This is a genomic window from Gordonia sp. (in: high G+C Gram-positive bacteria) (assembly GCF_047602025.1).
Taxonomy (GTDB): Bacteria; Actinomycetota; Actinomycetes; order Mycobacteriales; family Mycobacteriaceae; genus Gordonia.
Genome location: NZ_JASGII010000001.1, coordinates 1,936,357 through 1,958,291 on the forward strand (window position 1 = coordinate 1,936,357; position 21,935 = coordinate 1,958,291).

Below are 21,935 nucleotides of genomic sequence, written 5' to 3' on the forward strand. Positions count from 1 at the left end.
CCGCTCACCGCGCGGCGGCCCCGTCGTCCCCATCGCCGACGAGCGCCGACTGCACCACCGGGGCGGTGATCGCCGCGATTTCGGCGTGGCAGGCAAAGCCCCAGTGGATGCCGTCGGGGTTCATCTCGTCGGGGTGATCGGTGAAGGCGTCGCGGGTGATCGGATAGAAGTCGACGGTCGGCAGTCCGTGCTCGTCGGCCCAGGTCCGCATGGCCGTGGTCGTGGGGATGCGCCCGGTGTGGACGTTCCCGTAGTACGGGCTGGCGTGGGTGGGCGGCAGGCAGACGACGATGGGCAGCTCGGGGCGCAGCTGTGCGATGGCGTCGCGCACTTTTTCGAGATACTCGACGGTGACCCGCGGCGGCAGTGCCATCGGCCAGCCCAGGCGCGACGCGCGCGGCTGCAGCCAGGAGTAGCCGTCCCGGACCACCTGGCGCAGCCGACCCGGCCGGAGGTAGCGGATCTGCTCGCGCAGCGCGGTCGGCAGCGGCGACGGCAAACTGTCCATGCCGCCGTAGGCGAGGACGACGACATCGGCGTGCGGCAGCGCGGCCCAGATGTTGGGGTCCTGGGTGATGGCCCACCAGATGTCGCGACTCGTCCAGCCGATGCGGCCGAAGAGCTCGACCCGGCGCCCGAGGCGCTGTCCGACCAGGTTCGGCCAGATGCGGTCGTCGTCGGCGGGCAGGCCGCCGACCGGTCCGTAGTAGGCCAGCGAGTCCGACAGCACGACGACGGTGCGCTCACGGGTCACATCCCCCTCGCTGCGCTCGACCGTCATTCCTCGACCCCGCTGTTCCACACGTCCAGCCGCCAGCGCAGCACGTCCTCGCCGTCGAGTTCGATCTGGTGGCCCGACAGCTGGACCCAGCCGCAGTTGGCCAGCCCACCCAGCGCCGGCCAGTTGGGCACGGGCAGCCCGAGCAGCGACGCCGTCAGCGCGGCGATGCAGCCGCCATGGGCGACCAAGACGACGGGCGCCTCGGGGCGCTCCCCGGTGCCCCACTCGGGCAGCTCGGCGAGCAGGTCGTGCACGACCGGCGTGATCCGAGCGGCGACGTCGACGCGTGATTCGCCCTCGGGCGGTGCCCATGTCGCGTCATCGCGCCACACCCGGCGCGCGCCGGGCGCGATCGCGTCGACCTCGGTGTGCGTCAGCCCCTGCCACTGACCGAGGTTGGTCTCCCGCAGCCGGGGGTCGCGGGCGACGTCGAGGTCGGTCAGCTCCGCGAGCCGGTCGGCGGTCTCCGCCGCCCGCCGCAGGTCGGAGGAGCGGATCAGCAACGGGTCGCGCTCGGCGAGCGCGGCCGCCGCGGCCGCCGCCTGTCGCCGACCGCGCTCGGACAGGTCCGTGTCGAGCTGGCCCTGCATCCGGCTGGCCGCGTTGTAGTCGGTCTCGCCGTGGCGCCACAGCAGCAACCGGCGCACGACCGGGGTGAGCCGCTCGACACTGGTGTCATGAGTGTCGGGACCCGCCCTCACGACGTCTGCGTCCCCGGATCGGTCGATCCCCCGGGCAGGCCCAGGTCGATCAGCGGGCAGTCCTTCCACAACCGCTCGAGGGCGTAGAACTCGCGCTCGTCAGAATGGAGGACGTGGACCACGACGTCGGTGTAGTCCAACAGCGCCCAACGACCCTCGCGCGCACCCTCGCGCCGCGCGGGCTTGTGCCCCGCCTCGCGCAGCTTCTCCTCGACCTCGTCGACGATCGAGTTCACCTGCCGCTCGTTGTCCGCCGACGCGATGAGGAACACGTCGGTGATCACGAGCTGCTCGGACACGTCGATCGCGACGACGTCGACGGCCAGTTTGTCGGCTGCGGCGGCACCGGCGATGCGCGCGATCTCCACCGATTCGGGTGCTGCGGTCATGGGATACAGGATGGCACGGCCCGCGCGCTCAAAGCGCGACCGGGCTCGCTAGCCGTTGCCGAACAGCACCCAGACCAGCGCGCCGACGATCACCGCCGCACCGATGACGGCGGCGGCGATCGCCGCGATGCGCGCCGTGCGTGCCGAGCGCAGCGCCATCGCGTACTCGCCGGCCTCCCACTGCGGGTGCACCGACGCGGCCTTGATGACCGAGACCAGGCCCAGCGGGAGGAACAGGGCGCACGACGCGACCGCCCACCGGAAGAAGTCGGCCGGCTCCGGGCCCGCCTCCTCCAGCGTCATCTTCGGCGCTTCGGGCTCGGGTTCCGGCTCGGGTTCGACGACCGGCGCCGACTTGGACCGGGTGACATTCGGGGTCACGTTCGGCGTCTCGTCGTCGAGCGCGCGCACCGTTGCCGCGGCACCGGCGGCAGCGGTCGTGGCGACGGCGGCGGTCACGGCGTCGGACTCGTCGTCGTCATCGGCCCACTCGTGGGTCCGGTGCTGCTGGAAGTTGCGCCAGAACAGGTACGCGATGCCGACCAGCGCGAACCAGACCGCGCCGACGATCAGCGCCGTCCGGCCGGTCGCGGTGAACAGCAGCAGGATCAGGACGCCGGCGAAGAACGCCAGCGCCGCGTACGACGTGATCGGCGCGCCGGGGACCGCGTACTCCGATTCCGGCAGCAGGCCCTTCTTGACGCGGCGGCGGTACCCGAGGTGCGCGGCGATGATCGTCGCCCACACCACGAGGATGCCGACGGTGGACACCGAAGTGATCCACGCGAAGGCGCGCTTCTCGTCGAAGTAGTTGATCAGGACGCCGAACAGCATGATCGCGGCCGACAGCACGATGCCCGGCAGCGGCACGTGCCGCGACGACAGTCCCGACAGCTGGCGCGGAGCGTCGCCGCGCATCGCCAGCGAGCGCAGCATGCGGCCGGTGGAGAAGATGCCGGCGTTGCACGACGACAGCGCCGCGGTGAGCACGACGAAGTTGATGATCGCGGCTGCCCCGGGGATCCCGACGTGTTCGAAGACCTGGACGAAGGGGCTCGTGCCGTCGTGATAGTCGCGCCACCCCTTGACGGTGAGGATCACCAGGAGCGCGCCGACGTAGAAGATGGCGATGCGGAACGGCACCGCGTTGATCGCCTTGCGCAGGGTGACCTTGGGGTCCTGCGCCTCGCCGGCGGTGACGCCGACCAGCTCGACCCCGACATACGCGAACACAACGATCTGCAGGATGAGCAGGACGCTCCAGTAGCCGGTCGGAAAGAACCCGCCGTCGTTCCACAGGTTGGCCACCGACGGGCCGTGCTCGGGCCCGAAGCCGCTGATCGGCAGCAGCACGAGGATGCCGATGACCATCATGCCGATGATCGTGAAGATCTTGATGCTGGCGAACCAGAACTCGGCGCGTCCGAAGACGCCCACCGAGATCAGGTTGCCGACGAACAGCGCGCCGAGACAGACGAGCGCGGTCACCCACACCGGGATCTGCGGCCACCAGTACTGGATGTACTTGCCGGCGACGGTGATCTCGGCCATGCAGGTGCTGACCCACACCGCCCAGTACGTCCAGCCCTGGCTGAAGCCGGCGAAGCGGCCGAGGAACTCGTCGGCGTACTCGGAGATGCCGCCGGCCACCGGTCGGTACATCAAGAGTTCGCCGAGGGCGCGCATCACGATGAACACCGCTGCTCCGGCGACGAGGTAGGCCAGGATCAGGGCCGGACCGGCCTTCTCGATGGCGCCGCCCGAGCCGTAGAAGAGGCCGATGCCGATAGCGCCGCCGAGGGCGATCATCTGGACGGTGCGTTGGGTCAGGCCGCGCTCGTAGCCGGCGTCGGTGTCCACCGTCACCTCGTGTGGCCCGGCGGGCACCGGGTCGGTCGTCGTCACGTCCTACTGCTCCTTCAGTCCTGCGCCGGAGCGGTGACGCTCGGGCCCGAGTTCGGCCAGCGGCGGTAGAGCCCGCGCTTCGCGATGTATTGCACCACGCCGTCGGGAACCAGGTACCAGACCGGTTGGCCGGCCGCGGCGCGCGCGCGACATTCGGTCGACGAGATGGCCAGTGCCGGGATCTCCAGCATCTGCAGCGTGTCCGGCGGCAGCGTCGCCAACTGCTTGGCGAGGTGCGTCGCCGACAACTCGTAGCCGGGCCGGCTCACACCGATGAAGTGGGCCAGTGCGAACAGCTCGTCGAACTCCTGCCAGGACAGGATCGACTCGAGGGCGTCGGCACCGGTGATGAAGAACAGCTCCGCCTCGGGCAGCAGGCGGCGCAGGTCGCGCAGGGTGTCGACGGTGTAGGTGTTGCCCGCGCGTTCGATGTCGACGCGGCTGACGGCGAACCGCGGATTTGAGGCGGTGGCGATGACGGTCATCAGGTAGCGGTCCTCGGCGGGGCTGACGTCGCGCGGGGACACCGCCTGTCCGGGCTCTCCCCCGCCGGTGCCGGTCTTCTGCCACGGCCGCCCGGTCGGCACGAAGATGACCTCGTCCAGGCGGAACCGGTGGGCGACCTCGCTGGCCGCGACGAGGTGGCCGTTGTGGATCGGATCGAAGGTGCCGCCCATGACGCCGACCCGGCGGCGGGTGCCCGGCGCGGGAGTGCCGCCCGACGCATCTGCTGACATGCGGCCAAAGCTTACGCTCACACCGGCAGCAGGTCACCAATCACCTTGGCGAGCTGCTCGGCGTTGCGGCACTCGTGCATCTCGATGATCTCGGCGTATTTGTCGGCGTCGGAATCCCCGGTCCCCCAGTCCTCACGCCGCTCCGGGTTCAGCCAATACGAGTGCCGCACCCGCTCGGTGAGCGCGGCCAGCGATTCCGATTCGGTCCAGTGGTAGTTGTTGCGGGCGTCGCCGAGGATGAGCAGCGCGCCGCGGTGGGTCAGCGAGTCGAGGTAGTCGCGGGCGAAGCCCTTGATCATGTGCCCGTAGTCGGAGTGGCCGTCGCGGGTGGCGATCTTGGCCGTCGTGATCATCTGGTGCATGACCTCGCCGAAGGAGTCGTCGGACTGGCCGCGCTCGAAGAACTCGGTCACCTCGTCGACGGTGTCGACGAAGGCGAAGACGCGCACCTTGGAGAACTGCTGGCGCAGCGCGAAGACCAGTTGCAGCGTGAACTGGGAGAACCCGGACACGGAGCCGGACACGTCGCAGATGATCACCAACTCGGGCCGTCCCGGACGCGGGCGGCGGTGCGTCAGTTTGATCGGGACGCCGCCAGTCGACATCGACGCGCGCAGGGTGCGGCGGACGTCGACCGGGCCGTGCCGAGCCCGCCGCCGACGGATCTCCAACCGCGACGCCAACAGCCTCGCCAGCGGCTCGATGGTGCGGCGGATCTGGGCGAGGTCCTTCGCGCTCGAGTGCAGAAAGCTCATCTGCTCGGGCAGCTTGGGCACCGCATACTCGGCCACCTGGTCGCGACCGTGCTGGCCGGCCATCCGTCGCTGCGTCTCCGCCTCGATCGCGGCGCGCAATTCGGCGGCACGATCCCCCGCCGCCCGGCGGTAGCGCGGCTGGGTTCCCGGCCGGGCACCCGACTCGTCGTCGACGGCCCCGCGCGCCATGGCCGCGGCGATCGCGGCGATCAGGGTCTGCGGGTTGATCGTCGACGTCGCCTGATACGCGGAGAACGCCTCTCCGCGGGCCCCCTCGTACCGGCCGAACTCCTGCACGATCATCGCGACCAACTGCCCCTGTCGGCCGTCGGCGGCCGCGGTGTCGTCGGCCATCACCTCGGCGACCATCTCGCGGAAGGCATCGACGTCGATCTCGCCGGTCGCATCGCGCGGCACCTCGACGTCGGTGGTGCGGGCGCCGGCGCCCAGCGGGAACCACAGGTCGAAGGCCCGTTTGAACACGTCCCGGTGCATGTGCGTCGACAGCAGCGTGGCGGCCAGCCCCTCGCGCAGTGATTCGCGGTCGAGCAGGTCCAACACCTCGACCGCCTGCCCGGCGTCGAGGAGCGCGGCCGGGCCGATTTCGATGCCGCGCTCGCGCAGTTCGTCGACGAACTCGACGAGGTGATCGATGAACGGCGCCGACACGGTGGTCAGTCCAGCTTGAGGTCTTTGCGCGCGGTCGCCAGGTCCGGCCGGTGCTTGAGGACGACGCCGAGGGTGCGCGAGATGAGCGAGTCGTCGATCCGCCCCTTGGTCAGCTTGGCCTCGGGGGTGCCGGGCGCGGCGCCGCCGGCCAGGGCGAGCAGCGTGTTGCCCCAGTCGATGGTCTCCGACACCGACGGCTTCTTGCGGATGTCCAGGCCGCGCAGCGCCCCGATGATCCGGACGACCTCGGCGGCCAGCGCGTCGGGCAGCTCGGGCACCCGGCTGGCCAGGATCTCCTTCTCCCGGGCGGCGTCGGGGAAGTCGATGTGCAGGTACAGGCAGCGGCGCTTGAGCGCCTCGGACAGCTCGCGGGCGGCATTCGACGTGAGGATGACGATCGGGCGGCGCACGGCGCGCACCGTGCCCATCTCCGGGATCGAGACCGCGAAGTCCGACAGCACCTCCAGCAGCAGGCCCTCCATGTCGACGTCGGCCTTGTCGACCTCGTCGATGAGCAGCACCGTCGGCTCCGACCGGGAGATCGCCTTGAGCAGCGGCCGGGGCAACAGGAACTCGTCGGAGAAGATGTCGGCCTTCGTCGCGTCCCAATCGCGCGAGCCCGCGGACTGGATGTGCAGGATCTGCTTGGCGTGGTTCCACTCGTAGAGCGCGCGGGCCTCGTCGAGGCCCTCGTAGCACTGCAGGCGGACCAGCTCGGCGCCGATCGCCGACGCGATGGCCTTTGCCAGCTCGGTCTTGCCGACGCCGGCCGGGCCTTCGACGAGCAGCGGCTTGCCGAGGCGGTCGGCCAGGTAGGTGGCGGTGGTCGTCGCGGCGTCGGGCAGGTAGCCGGTCTCGCTCAGCCGCGCTGCGACGTCGTCGACCGACGCGAAGGACGGCACGATCTCGGCGGCGGCCGGCGCGGCCTTCTTGCCCGCCATCAGACGGGCCGGATCTGGCCGTCGCCCCACACGACCCACTTTGTGGAGGTCAGCTCGGGCAGGCCCATCGGGCCTCGGGCGTGCAGCTTCTGGGTGGAGATGCCGATCTCGGCGCCGAAGCCGAACTGCTCGCCGTCGGTGAAGGCGGTGGAGGCGTTGACGATGACCGCGGCGGCGTCGACCCGCTTGGTGAACTCGTTGGCCGCCGCCAGGTCGGACGTGATGATCGCCTCGGTGTGCCCGGTGCCGTAGCGGCCGATGTGCTCGATGGCGTCGTCGAGGTCGTCGACGCGGCGCACGGCGATGTCGAGGGACAGGTACTCCTCGCTCCAGTCCTGCTCGTCGGCCGGTTCCATGCCGTCCTCGTCGCCGTGGATCGTCACGCCCTCGGCCTGCAGCGCGGCGACGATCCGGGGCAGTGCGACGTCGGCAATGTCGGCGTCGATGAGCACCGTCTCGGCGGTGTTGCAGACGCTGGGGCGGCGGGTCTTGGCGTTGATGACGACTTTCTCGGCCATGTCGAGGTCGGCGGCCGAGTGGACGTAGACGTGGCAGTTGCCGGTGCCGGTCTCGATCGTCGGGACGGTGGCGTTGGCCACGACCGCGTTGATCAGTCCGGCCCCGCCGCGCGGGATGACGACGTCGACCAGCCCGCGCGCCTGGATCAGCGCGGTGACGCTGGAGCGGTCATGGGCGGGCAATAGGGCGACGGCGTTCGGGTCGATGTCGTGGGCGGCGAGCACCTCGCGCAACACGGCCACCAGCGCGGCATTGGAGTCGGCGGCCGAGCTCGAGCCGCGCAGCAGCACGGCGTTGCCGGATTTGAAGGCGATGCCGAAGGCGTCGACGGTGACGTTCGGGCGGGCCTCGTAGACGATGCCGACGACCCCCAGCGGCACCCGCACCTGGCGCAGGGTCATGCCGTTGGGCAAGGTCTTGCCGGCGACGACCTCGCCGATCGGGTCGGGCAGCCCGGCGACCTGGCGCAGTCCGTTCGCGATCCCGGTGACCCGCTCGGGCGTGAGCCGCAGGCGGTCCAGGAGGCTGGCCTCGATGCCGTCGGCCTCCGCGCGGGCGATGTCGGTGGCGTTGGCCGCGAGGATCTCCTCCTGCGCCGCCTCGATCGCCGCGGCGGCAGCGGTCAGCACGTCGTTCTTGGCGGCGGTCGAGAGCCCGATCAGGCGGCGCGATGCGGTCTTGGCCGCGCTGGCCAGCGCGTGCACCTGGGCGGTCACCGGATCACCGGCCGCGGTGGCGCCGGAATCCAGGGTCGGTGCGCTCATCGGGTTCCTTTGCTCGAGGAGAACTGCTCGATCCAGGTTAACGCCGCGGTGGCGCCGGGGCTTCCACCGCCTCACCCGCACCCGCGCAGGGCGCGGCGCAGGGTGCGCGCCGACGGCTCGTCGAGAAGCATCGGGTAGGCGACCAGGACGGCGACGAACTGCTTGGCGTACTGGCAGTGGAATCCCCGCGCCGGGGGCATCCAGCGGGCCGGTTCGAGGTCCTTCTTGTCCTGATTCGACCGCTCGTCGACGGCCACGAGATTCGCCGGATCGTTCGCGAAGCGCAGGCGAACCGTCGACGACCACCCGTGGGCGCCCATGTCCCACGCGTAGGACAGCGGCACGATGTGGTCGATCTGGACGGCCGTCGCACGGCTGCGCCGGAAGACGAGCACCCGGCCGGTGTACGGGCTGCGCAGCCGGCCCGCGGTGACGGTGGCCGCGCACTTGGGACCGGTCGTCGTGACCATCTCGCCGAGGTCGCGGCGCAGGATGTCGTTGCGGGTGTCGCAGGCGTTGTTGCCGCCCGCCGCGTCGGTGGCGTCGGCCCAGGCGGCGCCGAAGGCCGACCGCAGGTAGTCCGAGCGGTGCGGCAGTCGCGCCGCCACCCGCGGGATCCGCTCCAGTTCGGCGAGCCATCCCGCCGCCGACGGGGACGGCGCCCGCCAGCGGTCGACGACCAGCGAGCCGGCGGCGAACACCGCCAGCGCGACGGCGACGATGAGCGCGAGCCACGCCGTGCGCGGCAGGACGATTCGTATTCCCCTCACAGGGGGTTAGACGCAGCAGCGCCTACGAGTGGTTCCGCGCGGCGGCCGGGCCGCTCAGGCCCGACAGGTCGCCGTTGACGAGGAGGTGACCTTGGCCAGGACCTCCGCGTCGTTGAACAGGTCGCGGTTGGCCTTGGAGATCTCGCACGTCTGGCTAGTCGAGCCGGTGACGCTGAGGAACTGGGGCTTACGCGGCCCGCTCGTCGGCCGCGGGAAGCTGGTGGTGTACCCGTCGTCCGGGCCGGCGTACCCGAGCGACATCTTCTGCGTGACGCCGCCGTAGGTGACCGTGACGGTGTCGGTCGCGGCGCTGACGGTGTACCAGATCGCTTCGCCGGCCGCGTCGCTCGGCGCAGCGGTGCCGGTCATGGCGCCGGCCGCGACGATCGCCGCGGCGGCAAGGGTGATGGGGGCCCGCATCGCTGATCCTCCGATGATTCGTAAAGGCTTGGTAAAGCTTTACGACAACCATACACCGGGTGAACGGAAGGTGAACGAACACCTCGGGCCGGCGCGTCAGGACTTGTCGAGGAAGTCCGCGCGGGATCCGACGACCGCGTCGATGATGACGCCGGCGCCAGGGTGTCGCGCGAGGTCGAAGCCGTCGCCGACGACCTCCTGGGCGAGCGCGCGCGCATCGGCGATGACGTCGGCGTCGTCGAGCAGCGACAGGAACCGCAGCGACGACGATCCGCCGGACTGCAACTCCCCCAGCACGTCGCCCTCGCGGCGCTCGGCGAGGTCGAGGCGCGCCAATTCGAACCCGTCGACGGTGGCGGCGACGGCGGTCAATCGCCGGAAGGCGGCCGACGCCTCCGGCATCCCGGTGATCAGCAGGCACAGGCCGGGCAGGCCGCCACGGCCCACGCGACCGCGCAGCTGGTGCAACTGCGAGACGCCGAAGCGATCGGCGTCCACGATGATCATCACCGTGGCGTTCGGCACGTCGACACCGACCTCGATGACCGTCGTGGACACCAGCACGTCGACCTCGCCGCGGGTGAACGCATCCATCACCGCGGCCTTCTCGTCGGCCGGCATCCGCCCGTGCAGCATCTCGATGCGCCGCTGCGGCAGCCGCGCGCCGACCTCGTCGTACAGATCCAGCAGCGAGACCGGTTCGGGCCCGCTGGACTGTTTCGCCGCAGCCTTCTTGTCGCTCGTGTCGTCGCCGATCCGGGAGCACACCACGTACACCTGGCGGCCCTGCTCGATCTCCTCCTCGGCGCGCTCCCACACCCGGTTCATCCAGGTCGGCTTGCCCATCGGCACGACCGAGGAGCTGATCTCCTGACGCCCCTTGGGCAGTTCGGTGAGCACCGAGGTCTCCAGATCGCCGAAGACGGTCATCGCGACGGTGCGCGGGATGGGCGTCGCCGTCATCACCAGGTGGTGCGGCACGCGATCGCCCGCCGCCTTGGCGCGCAGGACGTCGCGCTGTTCGACGCCGAAGCGGTGCTGCTCGTCGACGACGACCAGGCCTAGGTCGAAGAACTCGACGTTCTCCTGGAGCAGCGCATGGGTGCCGATGACGATCCCCGACGTGCCGGTCATGACGTCGAGCAGCGCCTGCTTCTTGTCGGCGGTCCGCAGCGACCCGGTGACCAGCGCGACCGACGTCGCGTCATCCGCGGCGCCGAGCTCGCCCCCGATGCCGAGGTCGCCGAGCATGGTCCGGATCGTGCGGTAGTGCTGGGCGGCGAGGACTTCGGTGGGCGCCAGCAGCGCGCACTGCTGCCCGTTGTCGACGACCCGCAGCATCGCCAGGAGTGCGACGAGGGTCTTGCCGGAGCCGACCTCGCCCTGCAGCAGGCGGCTCATCGGGACGGCGGCGTCGAGTTCGGCGTCGATCTCGGCGAGCACCGCCTCCTGCCCGTCGGTGAGGGTGAACGGCAGCCGCCCCCGCAGCGCGTCCTCCAGGCCGCCCGGCACATGCGGGCACGCCCGGGCGGTTTCCGCGCGGCCGAGTCGGGCGCGCTCGGCGAGGATCAGCTGCATGGCGTAGGCCTCGTCGAAGCGGAGGCGGTCGCGCGCCGCCTCGACGTCGGCGAGCTGATCGGGCAGGTGGATCCGCCGCCACGCCTCGTCGGTGCCGATCAGTCCGCGCTCCGCGCGCTGCTGTTCGGTGAGCGCGTCGGGCACGGTGTCCAGTTGGGCCAGCACCGCGCGGACGGCAGCCCAGATGTCCCAGGTCTGCACGTCCTTGGTCGCCGGGTAGATCGGCAGGATCGCCCGCTCGAAGGCCTCGTCGAGGCCGACGTCGTCACCGGTCTCCGCCTCGCGGGCCTCCTGCTCGACGGCGTACAACTGCTGCATCATCGAGTTCCCGACCACCGCGACGTCCGGATCGGAGCCGTCGGGCAGCACCGCCCATTCGGGATGCGAGAGCTGGACCCGCCCCTGGTAGAGCTTGACCTTGCCGGCCATCATCACCCGGGCGCCGGGGCGGAGCTTGTTCTTGATGTAGCGCGGGTTGAAGAAGCTCGCCTCGTACACCCGGTTGTCGTCGTCGACGAGGACTTTGAGGAATTGGCCGTGGCGGCGGCGCATGCTGATCAGATCTGCCTTGGTGATGCGCCCGACGATGGTGATCCACTCCCCTTCCTCGGGGAGTTCGTCGGAGGCGACGACACCGGCCTGCGCGTACCGCCGCGGCGTGTAGAACAGCAGCTGCCCGACGGTCTCCAGGCCGAGCCCGGCCAGTTTCTCGGCGATCGGGCCGTCGAGCACGTCGGCCAATGGCGTCGACGGGGTCGCGCTCACTCGACCCCGACCTGCAGCACCGAATCGGCCTGGCCGCACGGGTACACGGTCAGCTCGACGCCGGGGAACACGCGCTTGACGTGGTCCTCGAGCCGGGTGATGACCTCCTCGTCCAGCAGCGACCCGGCCAGGACGGTGATCAGCTCGCCGCCGGTCGCGAGCATGAGGTCGAGCAGCGCTGTCGTCGCGGTGAACGGGTCGTCGCCGATCACCAGGGCGTCCGAGCCGATGTAGCCGAGCATGTCGCCCGCCTCGCTGGTGCCGGCCAGCGTCATCATCGGGCCGTCGGACCGGCGGACCGAGCCCCAGCGCGTGCCCGCCGCGGCCTCGGCCATCGCGTAGGCGTCGACGTCGGGGGATTCGGCGGGATCGTGCACGGCCAGCGCCGACAGGCACTGGACCATCGACAAAGTCGGGATGAAGACGACGCTGCGGTGCGTCGACCGCGCACCGGCGGCGACGGACACCAGTTCCTGCGACGCCAATTCGCCGTTGGCCATGACGACCACGTGTGCGGCGTCGGTGGCCCGGATCGCCTCGGCGACCGCTTCGGCGGTCAGCCCGTCGTCGGCGCTCACCACGGCGGCACCGGCCTCGGCGAACAGCTCTTGCGCGCCGCTCCCCTTGGCGATGACGACGACTGCCCGCTTGTGTTTGGGCAACGGCTCGTCGTCGGTGCTGGCCGCGCGCAGGGCGTCGAGCGCGAAGCAGGAGATGCGCACGTCGCTGATCGCCCCGACCACCGCGCCGGCCTCGACGGCCTTGCCCGGTTCGTTGGTGTGCACGTGCACGGAGAACCGCTCGCCCTGTTCGCTGCTGTCGCCGACGATGACGACGGCGTCGCCGATCTCGGCGAGGTAGTCGCGCAGTCGGCCGATGCGGTCCTCGGGCGGGGCGTCGAGCAGGTACATGACCTCGAAGTCCATGTCGGAGCTGCCGTCGCAGGCCTCGTCGGCCCGTTGCACGGGCAGTGCGCCCTCGACGAGCAGCCCGCGGTAGTTGCGGCGCTTGTTCGCGACGCCGGTGAGCACCAGCACCATCGCGTCGAGCAGGACCAGCAGGCCGCGGCCGCCCGCGTCGACGACGCCGGCGTAGGCCAATTCGGCCAGTTGCTCGGGCGTGCGCTCCAGGGCGTCGGCGGCGGCCTCGGCCGCGGTCCGCGCCAGATCGGCCGGCGAGGCCGACATGTCCTCGCCGGCGGCGACGGCCGCCTCGCGCAGCACGGTGAGCACCGTCCCCTCGCGCGGCTCGCTGACCGCGCGCACGGCCGCCAGTGAGGCGAGCTGCAGACCGCCCGCGAAGAGGCGGGCGAAAGTGTGGTCCCCTTCGGTGGCGGCGATCGAGGCGGCGTCGGCCACGCCGACCAGGACCTGGGACAGGATGATCCCGGAGTTGCCGCGGGCGTGGGCGACGGCGGCGTCGGCCATGGCCCGGGTCACGGTGGCCACATCGGCGTCGGCGTCGACCGCTTCGGCGGCGTCGGCCGCGGCGTTCATGGTGAACGCCATGTTGGATCCGGTGTCCGAATCGGGGATCGGGAAGACGTTCAGCTCGTTGATCTCCGAACGGCCCGCGGCCAGGCCGTCGGCGGCCGCCCGGGCCCAGTCGCGCAGCAGCTGCGGGTTGACCCGGGGACGGCGGTCACCGCGCTGTGCAGGGGTGGGAACAGGATCGGACATCGGAATCGAGATTAGCCCAGCCGCCTGATTTGGAGGCCGCCCCGCGCTACGGCTATCCTTGACAGGTTGCGATCAGCGCGGCGAACCCTCGCCTGCGGCTGATCCCGCATACAGACCTACAATTTCTCGACGATCAAGGGAGTGTTCGATATGGCTGCCGTCTGCGACATCTGCGGCAAGGGCCCCGGCTTCGGCAAGTCGGTTTCGCACTCGCACCGGCGCCACAGCCGCCGCTGGAACCCGAACATCCAGTCCGTGCGAGTCGAGGTCGCCCCGGGCAACCGCACGCGCAAGAACGTCTGCACCTCGTGCCTGAAGGCTGGCAAGACCAGCGCGTAAGAGCTTCACCGCAGCGACCCCCGATGGGCATCGCCCGTCGGGGGTCGCTGCTGTCGGCGGCCCGATAGGGTGAGCCGCATGAGTGATCTCGTCACCTCCGCCGACGGCGTGCTGACCGTCTCGGTCTCCACCCCGAACAATGGCACCGCCCTCGACGACGACGCCGTCGACGAGGCCGTGCTGGCCCTGACCGACCTCGCCGCGGGCAAGCGCGACGAGCGGGTGATCCTCCTGCGGGGCACCGGCAAGAACTTCTGCGCCGGCGGCAACGTCGGCTCCTTCGCGAGCGCGCCGGACCGACCGGCGTTCCTCGCGCAGCTCGCCGACCAGTTGCACCGGATGATCGGCCTGCTCGACTCGTGCGGCCGCCCGGTCGTCGTCGCCGCCAAGGGCTGGGCCGCCGGTGCGGGCATGAGCCTCACCCTGCACGGCGACGTCGTCGTCGGTGGGCCGTCGACGAAGATGCGCCCCGCCTACCGCGGCATCGGACTGAGCCCCGACGGCGGCCTCACCTGGACGCTGCCGCGCGCCGTCGGCCCGGCCCGCGCCCGGGCGATCATCCTCACCGACAAGGTCATCGGCGCCGACGAGGCGTTGGCACTGGGACTACTGTCGGAGATCGTCGACGACGAGCAGGTCGACACCCGCGCCCGCGAACTCGCCGTCGAGTTGGCGGCCGGTCCGGCCGCGACGCTGGAGGCGACGGCGGCGCTGCTGCGCGGCAGCGCCGACACGACCCTGGTGGACCAGATGGCGGCCGAATCCGCCTCGATCGCCCGCCTCGGCGGCGACCCCGACGGCATCGAGGGCGTCGACGCCTTCGTGGCGAAGCGCAAGCCCGTCTGGCCCTAACCGCCCGCGCGTTCCGCCCACTGGGCGGTTACAACTCGCCGAGTGGGCAGTCAAACAACGCCGAGTGGGCACCTAGGGCAAGCGCCAGTCGACCGGCTCCGCGCCGAGGTCTTCCAGCTCGCTGTTGGCGCGGCTGAACGGGCGCGAGCCGAAGAAGCCACGGGACGCCGACAGCGGCGACGGGTGCGCGGACGCGATCGTCGGGACATCGGGCAGCCACTGCGCCAGGTTCTGCGCGTCGCGACCCCACAGAATGGCCACGAGCGGATCGTCGCGGGCCACCAGCGCCTTGATCGCACACTCGGTGACCTGCTCCCACCCCTTGCCGCGGTGCGACCCGGTCTCCCCCGCCCCGACGGTCAGCACCCGGTTCAGCAGGAGCACGCCGTGGTCGGCCCACGGCGTCAGGTCACCGGTCGTCGGCCGCGGATAGCCCAGGTCCTCGCAGTACTCGGTGTAGATGTTCGCCAGCGATCGCGGGATGGGCTGGACGTCCGGGGCGACGGAGAAACTGAGCCCGACGGCGTGCCCGGGCGTCGGGTAGGGGTCCTGCCCGACGATCAGCACGCGCACGTCGGCCATCGGCCGGGTGAACGCGCGCAGGACGTGCCGCCCTGCGGGCAGGTAGTGGCGACCGGCGGCGATCTCGGCGCGCAGGAACTCGCCCAGCTCGGCGATGACGGGCGCCACGGGTTCGAGTGCCTCGGCCCAGTCGGGGGCGACGAGTTCGGACAGCGGTTTGGCGGGCATCAGGCGGCTCAGTCCAGTCGACGCAGCGCGGTGCGGTAGTACTTCGAGTTCTCGAAGTAGAGCGCGGTGTTCAGGTCGAGGTGGCCCTCGGGCACCTCGTAGCCCTCGCGGATCCTGGCCGGGATGCCCAGCGCCATCCGTCGCGACGGGACTTCGGCGTCGAACGGCACGACGGCACCGGCGCCGACGATGGCCCCGCTACCGACGGTCGAGCCGTTGAGCACTGTCGACGCCGACGCGATGAGCACGTCGTCGCCGATGGTCGCACCCTCGATGTGCGCGTTGTGGCCGACGACGCAGCGCGCGCCGATCACCGTCGGGTGGGTCGCCGTGCAGTGCACGACGGTGCCGTCCTGGATATTCGTCCGCGCGCCGACGGTGATGGTGCCGTAGTCGCCGCGCAGCACCGCGCCGGGCCACACCGACACCTCGTCGCCGAGGGTGACGCCGCCGATGACGACGGCGTCGGGATGGACGTAGGTGTCGACGCCGAGCGTGGGCTCGCGGTCGCCGAGTGCGTAGATGGCCACGACAGTGAATCTAGCGCCTTCAGACGCTGCGCCACCCCTGGACCCGCGTCGGCCGCCCGTCGACGAGGACCGGCGGCGACGCCGGACCGGCGTCGGTGACCCGCCCGATTACGGTCCACCCGGCGGGGACGTCGCCGACGGCGGCGAACGCACCGAGAAGCTCGTGGTCCTCGCCGCCACCGAGGGCCCACTCGACCGGATCGTGGCCGAGGTCGGCCGCCACGTCCCGCACCGCGTCGGTGACGGGCAGCGCGGCGGAGTCGACCGCCACGGCGACACCGGCGGCCGCGCACATCAACCCCAACTCCGCGACTAGCCCGTCGGAGACGTCGGTGAGGGCGTGCGCCCCGGCCCGCGCGGCGATCGGCCCCTGCGCGAGATCCGGCGCCGGACAGCAGAAGGCGGCGACGACCGCGTCGGCCGCTCCGCCGCGCTCGCCCGACCCGCTGAGGACCGCGAATCCGGCGGCCGAGGCCCCCAGCGGCCCGCTGACCGCCAACACGTCTCCGACGCGCGCGCCGGACAGGAGGACCGGTGCGACGCCGTCGAGCACGCCGACGGCGGTGATCGACACGGCGATCTCACCGGCCTCGACGAGGTCGCCGCCGAGCACCGACGCACCCAACCCGACCGCCTGCGCGACGGCCCCGGCGTTGATCGCCTCGACGAGGTCGGCCGGCGTCGACGGCGGGGCGGCCAACGCGATCAGGATCCCCGTGGTCCGCGCCCCCATCGCGGCGACGTCGGCGGCGGCCGCCACGACGGCGCGCGCCCCGATCTGCCGCGGATCGGACCACTCCAGGCGGAAGTGCCGATCCTGCACGGCGGTGTCGACGCCGAGCACGGTCGCGCCCGGTTCGACGACCGCGGCGTCGTCGCCCGGCCCGACCACCGCGGGCGGTGCGGCGGCCGCGGCACGGGCGAAGCGCGCGAGCATCGCCCGCTCGCCCACCTCGCCGACCGTCGGCTGCCTCGTCACGATCGACCAGTCTAGGCGGCACTAGGCTGGTGGCGTGCCTGCCGACAGCAACGACGAGCGCGCGCCGCGCGACGACCATGCGCGCCGCACGATCCGCGACGAGGACGGACGCCTGTCCCCCGCCTTCGCGGCGACGCTGATCGCCGTCCCGGCGATGATCCTGGCCGGGTTCATCACCTTCGCCCTGCTGCGCCCGGATCCGACGACCCCGCTCGACGCCATGCCCGCCGCCCCCGACGCGGCGCGGGCGTGCGCCCCGCTGATGGCCGCGCTGCCGGCCAAGCTGGGCGATTACGGCCACAGGTCCGTGTCTGGCACCACGGCGCGCTGGCGCTCCGACAACGGCGATTCGGTGGTCCTGCGCTGCGGCGTGGCCCGCCCGGCCGGCCTGGAGCCCTCGTCCCGACTGCAGGTCGTGGACGCCGCGCAATGGTTCATCACCGACGAGCAGCAGACCGGCGTCGCGTACGTCGCCGTCGACCACCGGCCGTACGTCGCGCTGTGGCTGCCCCGGGATTCGGGCCCGGCGCCGATCAGCGAGACGACCGCGCTGATCGATAAGACCCTGGCGCGGGCACCGCTGGAACTGCGCTGACTAGCGGATCTCCGGCTTGCGGGGACGGCCGAGGAGCATCGCGATCGCGTCCGGAACGGTGAGCCCGCGGTGGCAGACGTCGTCGACGGCGTCGGTGAGCGGCACGTCGACGCCGTGGATGCGGGCCAGTTCGCGGACCGACGCGCACGACTTCACACCCTCGGCCACCTGGCCGTTGGTCTCGGCCTGGGCCTCTTCGAGTGTCTTGCCCTGACCGAGCGCATAGCCGAAGGTGCGGTTGCGCGAGAGCGGCGACGAGCAGGTGGCGACCAGGTCGCCGATTCCGGCGAGACCGGCGAGCGTCCGCACGTCGGCGCCGGCGGCGACGCCGAGGCGGATCGTCTCGGCGAGGCCACGGGTGATGATCGTGGCCAGCGTGTTCTGGCCGAAACCGACGCCGGCGGCCATGCCGCAGGCCAGCGCGATCACGTTCTTCACGGCGCCGCCGAGCTCGCAGCCGACGACGTCGGTGTTCGTGTACGGCCGGAAGTAGTTGGTGGAGAAGGCCTCCTGCAGGACGACGGCCCGTTCCTCGTCGACGCATCCGATCACGGTGGCCGCCGGTTGCCCCGCGGCGACCTCCTTGGCCAGGTTGGGCCCGGTCAGCACGGCGATGCGCTCGGGGGCGGCGCCGGTGACATCGGCGATCACCTCCGACATGCGCATCATGGTGGACGTTTCCACGCCCTTGGCCAGCGACACGAAGACCACGTCGTCGGCGATGTGTGACTGCCACTGCTCGAGGTTTCCCCGCAGCGACTGCGACGGGACGCCGAGCACGACCACGTCGGCACCATCGAGGGCGGCGGGCACGTCGCTCACCGCGGTCAGCGCCGCGGGCAACTCGATCCCCGGGAGGTAGTCGGGGTTCTGGTGGGTGCTGTTGATCGCGTCGGCCAACTCCGGTCGGCGCGCCCAGATCCGCGTCGGGGTCCCGGCGTCCACGAGCACCTTGGCCACCGTCGTCCCCCACGATCCGGCCCCCATCACCACGGCCTGCACGCAAACCCCTCCCGTTGATCCCTTTTGCCCAGCCTAGCGGTCAGTCCTCGATCAGCTTGCCACTCTTGGCGACCTCGGGATCGGTGCACGACGACAGGTCGAAGCAGCACGGCCGTCGCTTTCCCTTGCGCAGCTTGTCGATGGCCACCTCGATGCGGCGCTCGCGGGTCTGCGGGTTCTTGGTGGCGCCGATCCAGCGCACCCACTCCCAGCGGGCCATCGGGGTGATCTCATCCCACAGGTCGGCGGTGTCGGGTGCGGCGGCCAAGGCCGACGCGAAGTCGTCCGGCTTGGCCGGTTCGGGCCAGTCCCTGGTCGGCGCGATGCGCACCGCGGCCGCGTCGCCCGCCGCCAGGCCCAGGTCGTCGGCCGGCAGCCAATGACCGCGCCGGCCGTCCGGTTCGACGACCGTCTCGCGCGTCGCGTCGTTGACCGTGACCGCCGCCGCGACCTGGCCGCGCGAGGGCAGCGCCGCGCTCGCGTCGGCCGGGAATCGGATCACCAGGCGGTCGCCGATGCCGCTCACCCGACCGGTGAACTCGATGGTGGATGTCGCCGTTGCCATGCTCGCCAGGGTAGTCCGCGGCGCGCCCTGCCATGATGGAGCCGTGAGGTGGGGTGCGGTGCTGGCGGTCAAGCCGCTGCCGGAGGCGAAGTCGCGGCTCGACGGCGCGGCCGACGACCGGTCGGCACTCGTGCTGGCCATGCTCGCCGACGTGCTCGCCGCTACTGCGGCGGCCGAGATGACCACCGTCGTCGTGACTCCTGATCCGCGGATCGCCGCCGCCGCGCGGGCCTCCGGCGCGCTCACCGCCGACGAACCCGGCGGCGGCCTCAACGCCGCCTTCGCCCACGGCCAGCGCGAGTTCGCCGCCCGGGCCCCCGCGCCCCGGTCGGTGATGTTCCTGCAGGCCGACCTGCCCGCCGTCACCGCGACAGACCTGCGCGCGGCCATCGCGGCCCACGACCACGCCACCGGGCACGACCACCCGCAGTCCTTCGTCGCCGACCACTCCGGCGGCGGGACGGCCGCGCTGCTGCGGCCCGTCGACGTCGATGCCCCGCCGCTGTTCGGCCCCGATTCGGCGGCCCGCCACCGCGCTGCCGACGTGGTGGAGATCGGCGCCGCCGACCAGTGGGCCGGACTGCGCACGGACGTGGACACCCTGGCCGACCTGGCCCGTGCCGCCCGGGTCGGCGTCGGTCCGGCCACGGCGGCCTGGTTGGCCGCCCGGGAGCAACCGGCCACCGGCTGCGGCTCCGGCGGCCATGGTGCATGATGAGGCGGTGAGCGCCGATGCCCCCGCGAAGTCGACGGCGACCGGCCCCGCCGAGTCGTCGGTGGCCGATCCGAATCCCGCCGATTCCGGCCCCGGCGCACCGCCGGCGGCCACCGCCCATCCCGACGAGTCCGCCGATCTGCCCGCCGACCGGTACCTGAACCGCGAGCTGTCCTGGCTCGACTTCAACGGCCGCGTGTTGGCGCTGGCCGAGGACACCTCGCTGCCGCTGCTCGAGCGCGCCAAGTTCCTCGCGATCTTCACCTCGAATCTCGACGAGTTCTTCATGGTCCGCGTCGCCGGCCTCAAACGCCGCGACGAGACCGGGTTGTCGGTGCGCTCGGCGGACGGGCTGTCCCCGCGCGAGCAGCTGCAGCGCATCGCCAAGCGCACCCAGTCGATCGCGACCCGGCACGCCCGCGTCTTCAACGAATCGGTGAAGCCCGCACTCGACGCCGAGGGGATTCGCATCGTCACCTGGGCCGAGCTCAACAAGACCCAGCGCAAGAACCTCGTCGCCTACTTCACCGAGCAGGTGTTCCCGGTCCTGACCCCGCTGGCCGTCGACCCGGCCCACCCGTTCCCCTACATCAGCGGTCTGAGCCTGAACCTGGCCGTGACCGTCCGCGACAGCTCTGACGGCGCCGAGCACTTCGCCCGCGTCAAGGTCCCGGACAACGTCGCCCGATTCCTGCGCGTGGACCAGCTGGTCGACGCCCCGGCCAAGAGCGGGCCCGCCCCGATGCTGTTCCTGCCGCTCGAGGAATTGATCTCGGCGAACCTGGGCGAGCTGTTCCCCGGCATGGACATCGTCGAGCACCACGCCTTCCGCATCACCCGCAACGCCGATTTCGAGGTCGACGAGGACCGCGACGAAGATCTGCTGCAGGCCCTCGAGCGCGAGCTGGCGCGCCGCCGGTTCGGCTCGCCGGTGCGCCTGGAGATCGAAGAGGACATGAGCGAGCACATGCTCGAACTGCTCCTGCGCGAGCTCGACGTCGATCCGGCTGACGTCATCGCCGTCCCCGGCATGCTCGACCTCTCGGCGCTGTTCCAGATCTACGACGTCGACCGCCCGGCGCTCAAGGATCCGCCCTTCGTGCCGGTGACCAACCCGGCGTTCGGCGAGCGCGAGACCCCCAAGAGCGTGTTCTCCACGCTCCGCGAGGGCGCGGTGCTGGTGCACCACCCGTACGAGTCGTTCTCCACGAGCGTGCAGCGCTTCATCGAGCAGGCCGCGGCCGACCCGCAGGTGTTGGCGATCAAGCAGACGCTCTACCGCACGTCGGGCGATTCGCCGATCGTCGACGCTCTGATCGACGCCGCCGAGGCCGGCAAGCAGGTCGTGGCGCTGGTCGAGATCAAGGCCCGCTTCGACGAGCAGGCGAACATCAAGTGGGCGCGCAAGCTCGAGCAGGCCGGCGTGCACGTCGTGTACGGCCTGGTCGGACTCAAGACGCACTGCAAGACGTGCCTCGTCGTGCGCCGCGAAGGGTCGACGATCCGCCGGTATTGCCACATCGGCACCGGCAACTACAACCCGAAGACGGCCCGCCTCTACGAGGACGTGGGCCTGTTCACCGCGGCGCCCGAGATCGGCGCCGACCTCACCGACCTGTTCAACACGCTGACCGGGTACTCGCGCAAGCACACCTACCGCAACCTGCTCGTGGCGCCCGACGGCATCCGTTCGGGCATCGTCGAACGGATCCAGGGCGAAATCGAGCGCCACCGCGCCGGCGACGGTTCGGCCCGCATCCGCCTCAAGGCCAACGCCCTGGTCGACGAGCAGATCATCGACGCCCTGTACCGCGCGTCGCAGGCGGGGGTTCCCGTCGACATCGTGGTGCGCGGCATCTGTGCGCTGCGGCCGGGCATCCCCGGGGTCAGCGACAACATCGCGGTGCGCTCGATCCTCGGCCGCTTCTTGGAGCACTCGCGCATGTTCCACTTCGGCGCGCAGGACGAGTTCTGGATCGGCAGCGCCGACATGATGCATCGCAACCTGGACCGCCGCGTGGAGGTGTTGGCGCACGTCGAGGACGAGCGGCTGACCCGCCAGCTCGGCGACATCCTCGACTCCGCCCTCGACCCGCACACCCGGTGCTGGGTGCTCGGCGAGGACGGCCACTGGACCGCGTCGCCGGGTGCCGGCGTCGAGGTCCGCGACCACCAGACCGAGCTCATGGCCCACTACCGCCGCGCGGCGGCCGGATCGGCGTAGGCGCCGGGCGG

At 71.4% G+C, this 21,935-nt stretch carries 22 protein-coding genes and 1 pseudogene; 5 read left to right on the forward strand and 18 right to left on the reverse strand.

Annotation, left to right across the window (positions count from 1 at the left end):
* Positions 1-4: 4 nt before the first annotated feature.
* The 13 genes and pseudogenes from octT to QM728_RS09705 all read right to left on the reverse strand — a co-directional run bounded on the left by octT (position 5) and on the right by QM728_RS09705 (position 13,373).
* Positions 5-781, reverse strand: coding sequence for a diglucosylglycerate octanoyltransferase (octT, locus tag QM728_RS09645; protein ID WP_415031806.1), 777 nt, complete (start codon positions 779-781; stop codon positions 5-7).
* The gene (locus QM728_RS09650; RefSeq protein WP_415031807.1) at positions 778-1,482 is read right to left on the reverse strand and encodes a histidine phosphatase family protein; all 705 of its coding nucleotides are present in this window, start codon (positions 1,480-1,482) and stop codon (positions 778-780) included. Before QM728_RS09650 ends, octT begins: the two co-directional genes overlap by 4 nt.
* Entirely contained in the window at positions 1,479-1,871 is a 393-nt protein-coding gene (rsfS, locus tag QM728_RS09655) for a ribosome silencing factor (RefSeq protein WP_415031808.1), read from the reverse strand. The genes QM728_RS09650 and rsfS overlap by 4 nt, the downstream gene beginning before the upstream one ends.
* A 48-nt stretch (positions 1,872-1,919) precedes the next feature.
* Complete coding sequence (locus QM728_RS09660; protein WP_415032872.1) at positions 1,920-2,174, reverse strand: CD225/dispanin family protein; 255 nt, start codon at positions 2,172-2,174, stop codon at positions 1,920-1,922.
* A 216-nt stretch (positions 2,175-2,390) separates the two neighbouring features.
* A pseudogene (locus tag QM728_RS09665) lies at positions 2,391-3,758 on the reverse strand (amino acid permease); the annotation flags it as partial.
* A 32-nt stretch (positions 3,759-3,790) separates the two neighbouring features.
* Entirely contained in the window at positions 3,791-4,453 is a 663-nt protein-coding gene (gene nadD, locus QM728_RS09670) for a nicotinate-nucleotide adenylyltransferase (protein WP_415032873.1), read from the reverse strand.
* A gap of 77 nt (positions 4,454-4,530) precedes the next feature.
* Entirely contained in the window at positions 4,531-5,937 is a 1,407-nt protein-coding gene (locus QM728_RS09675) for a vWA domain-containing protein (RefSeq protein ID WP_415031809.1), read from the reverse strand.
* A gap of 5 nt (positions 5,938-5,942) precedes the next feature.
* A complete protein-coding gene (locus tag QM728_RS09680) occupies positions 5,943-6,878 on the reverse strand; it encodes an AAA family ATPase (protein ID WP_415032874.1) in 936 nt (311 codons plus the stop codon).
* A complete protein-coding gene (locus tag QM728_RS09685; RefSeq protein WP_415031810.1) occupies positions 6,878-8,161 on the reverse strand; it encodes a glutamate-5-semialdehyde dehydrogenase in 1,284 nt (427 codons plus the stop codon). Before QM728_RS09685 ends, QM728_RS09680 begins: the two co-directional genes overlap by 1 nt.
* Positions 8,162-8,232: 71 nt before the next feature.
* Entirely contained in the window at positions 8,233-8,931 is a 699-nt protein-coding gene (locus QM728_RS09690) for an HNH endonuclease family protein (protein WP_415031811.1), read from the reverse strand.
* Between the two features lie 54 nt (positions 8,932-8,985).
* Complete coding sequence (locus QM728_RS09695; RefSeq protein WP_415031812.1) at positions 8,986-9,351, reverse strand: hypothetical protein; 366 nt, start codon at positions 9,349-9,351, stop codon at positions 8,986-8,988.
* Positions 9,352-9,447: 96 nt separating this feature from the next.
* Positions 9,448-11,694 carry an ATP-dependent DNA helicase RecG gene (gene recG, locus QM728_RS09700; RefSeq protein WP_415031813.1) on the reverse strand — a complete coding sequence of 749 codons (2,247 nt, stop codon included), beginning with the start codon at positions 11,692-11,694 and terminating at the stop codon, positions 9,448-9,450.
* Positions 11,691-13,373 (reverse strand): DAK2 domain-containing protein, encoded by a 1,683-nt coding sequence (locus QM728_RS09705; protein WP_415031814.1) that lies wholly within the window; start codon positions 13,371-13,373, stop codon positions 11,691-11,693. Before QM728_RS09705 ends, recG begins: the two co-directional genes overlap by 4 nt.
* Before the next feature lie 150 nt (positions 13,374-13,523).
* Between QM728_RS09705 and rpmB the strand changes: the two genes are divergently transcribed.
* Together rpmB and QM728_RS09715 are read left to right on the forward strand one after the other, a co-directional pair.
* Positions 13,524-13,712 (forward strand): 50S ribosomal protein L28, encoded by a 189-nt coding sequence (gene rpmB / locus QM728_RS09710; protein WP_415031815.1) that lies wholly within the window; start codon positions 13,524-13,526, stop codon positions 13,710-13,712.
* A gap of 78 nt (positions 13,713-13,790) precedes the next feature.
* Complete coding sequence (locus QM728_RS09715) at positions 13,791-14,564, forward strand: enoyl-CoA hydratase/isomerase family protein (RefSeq protein ID WP_415031816.1); 774 nt, start codon at positions 13,791-13,793, stop codon at positions 14,562-14,564.
* Positions 14,565-14,636: 72 nt separating this feature from the next.
* Here QM728_RS09715 and QM728_RS09720 read toward each other — a convergent pair whose 3' ends face one another.
* The 3 genes from QM728_RS09720 to thiL are packed head-to-tail and all read right to left on the reverse strand — an operon-like array spanning position 14,637 to position 16,823.
* Complete coding sequence (locus QM728_RS09720; RefSeq protein WP_415031817.1) at positions 14,637-15,314, reverse strand: uracil-DNA glycosylase; 678 nt, start codon at positions 15,312-15,314, stop codon at positions 14,637-14,639.
* An 8-nt stretch (positions 15,315-15,322) separates the two neighbouring features.
* On the reverse strand, positions 15,323-15,844 hold the full coding sequence (locus tag QM728_RS09725) for a gamma carbonic anhydrase family protein (RefSeq protein WP_415031818.1): 522 nt from the start codon (positions 15,842-15,844) through the stop codon (positions 15,323-15,325).
* 19 nt (positions 15,845-15,863) lie between these two features.
* Positions 15,864-16,823: a thiamine-phosphate kinase gene (thiL, locus tag QM728_RS09730; RefSeq protein ID WP_415031819.1), complete on the reverse strand. Its 960-nt coding sequence runs from the start codon at positions 16,821-16,823 to the stop codon at positions 15,864-15,866.
* A gap of 34 nt (positions 16,824-16,857) precedes the next feature.
* Here thiL and QM728_RS09735 point away from each other — a divergent pair, with 34 nt between their 5' ends.
* The gene (locus tag QM728_RS09735; RefSeq protein ID WP_415031820.1) at positions 16,858-17,418 is read left to right on the forward strand and encodes a DUF3515 domain-containing protein; all 561 of its coding nucleotides are present in this window, start codon (positions 16,858-16,860) and stop codon (positions 17,416-17,418) included.
* Here QM728_RS09735 and QM728_RS09740 read toward each other — a convergent pair whose 3' ends face one another.
* A complete protein-coding gene (locus tag QM728_RS09740) occupies positions 17,419-18,420 on the reverse strand; it encodes an NAD(P)H-dependent glycerol-3-phosphate dehydrogenase (RefSeq protein WP_415031821.1) in 1,002 nt (333 codons plus the stop codon).
* 40 nt (positions 18,421-18,460) lie between these two features.
* On the reverse strand, positions 18,461-18,985 hold the full coding sequence (locus QM728_RS09745) for a YdeI/OmpD-associated family protein (protein WP_415031822.1): 525 nt from the start codon (positions 18,983-18,985) through the stop codon (positions 18,461-18,463).
* A gap of 43 nt (positions 18,986-19,028) precedes the next feature.
* On the opposite strand from QM728_RS09745, the gene cofC reads away from it, so the two are divergent.
* Together cofC and QM728_RS09755 are read left to right on the forward strand one after the other, a co-directional pair.
* Positions 19,029-19,700: a 2-phospho-L-lactate guanylyltransferase gene (gene cofC / locus QM728_RS09750; RefSeq protein ID WP_415031823.1), complete on the forward strand. Its 672-nt coding sequence runs from the start codon at positions 19,029-19,031 to the stop codon at positions 19,698-19,700.
* Entirely contained in the window at positions 19,690-21,924 is a 2,235-nt protein-coding gene (locus tag QM728_RS09755) for an RNA degradosome polyphosphate kinase (RefSeq protein WP_415031824.1), read from the forward strand. The genes cofC and QM728_RS09755 overlap by 11 nt, the downstream gene beginning before the upstream one ends.
* Positions 21,925-21,935 lie beyond the last annotated feature (11 nt).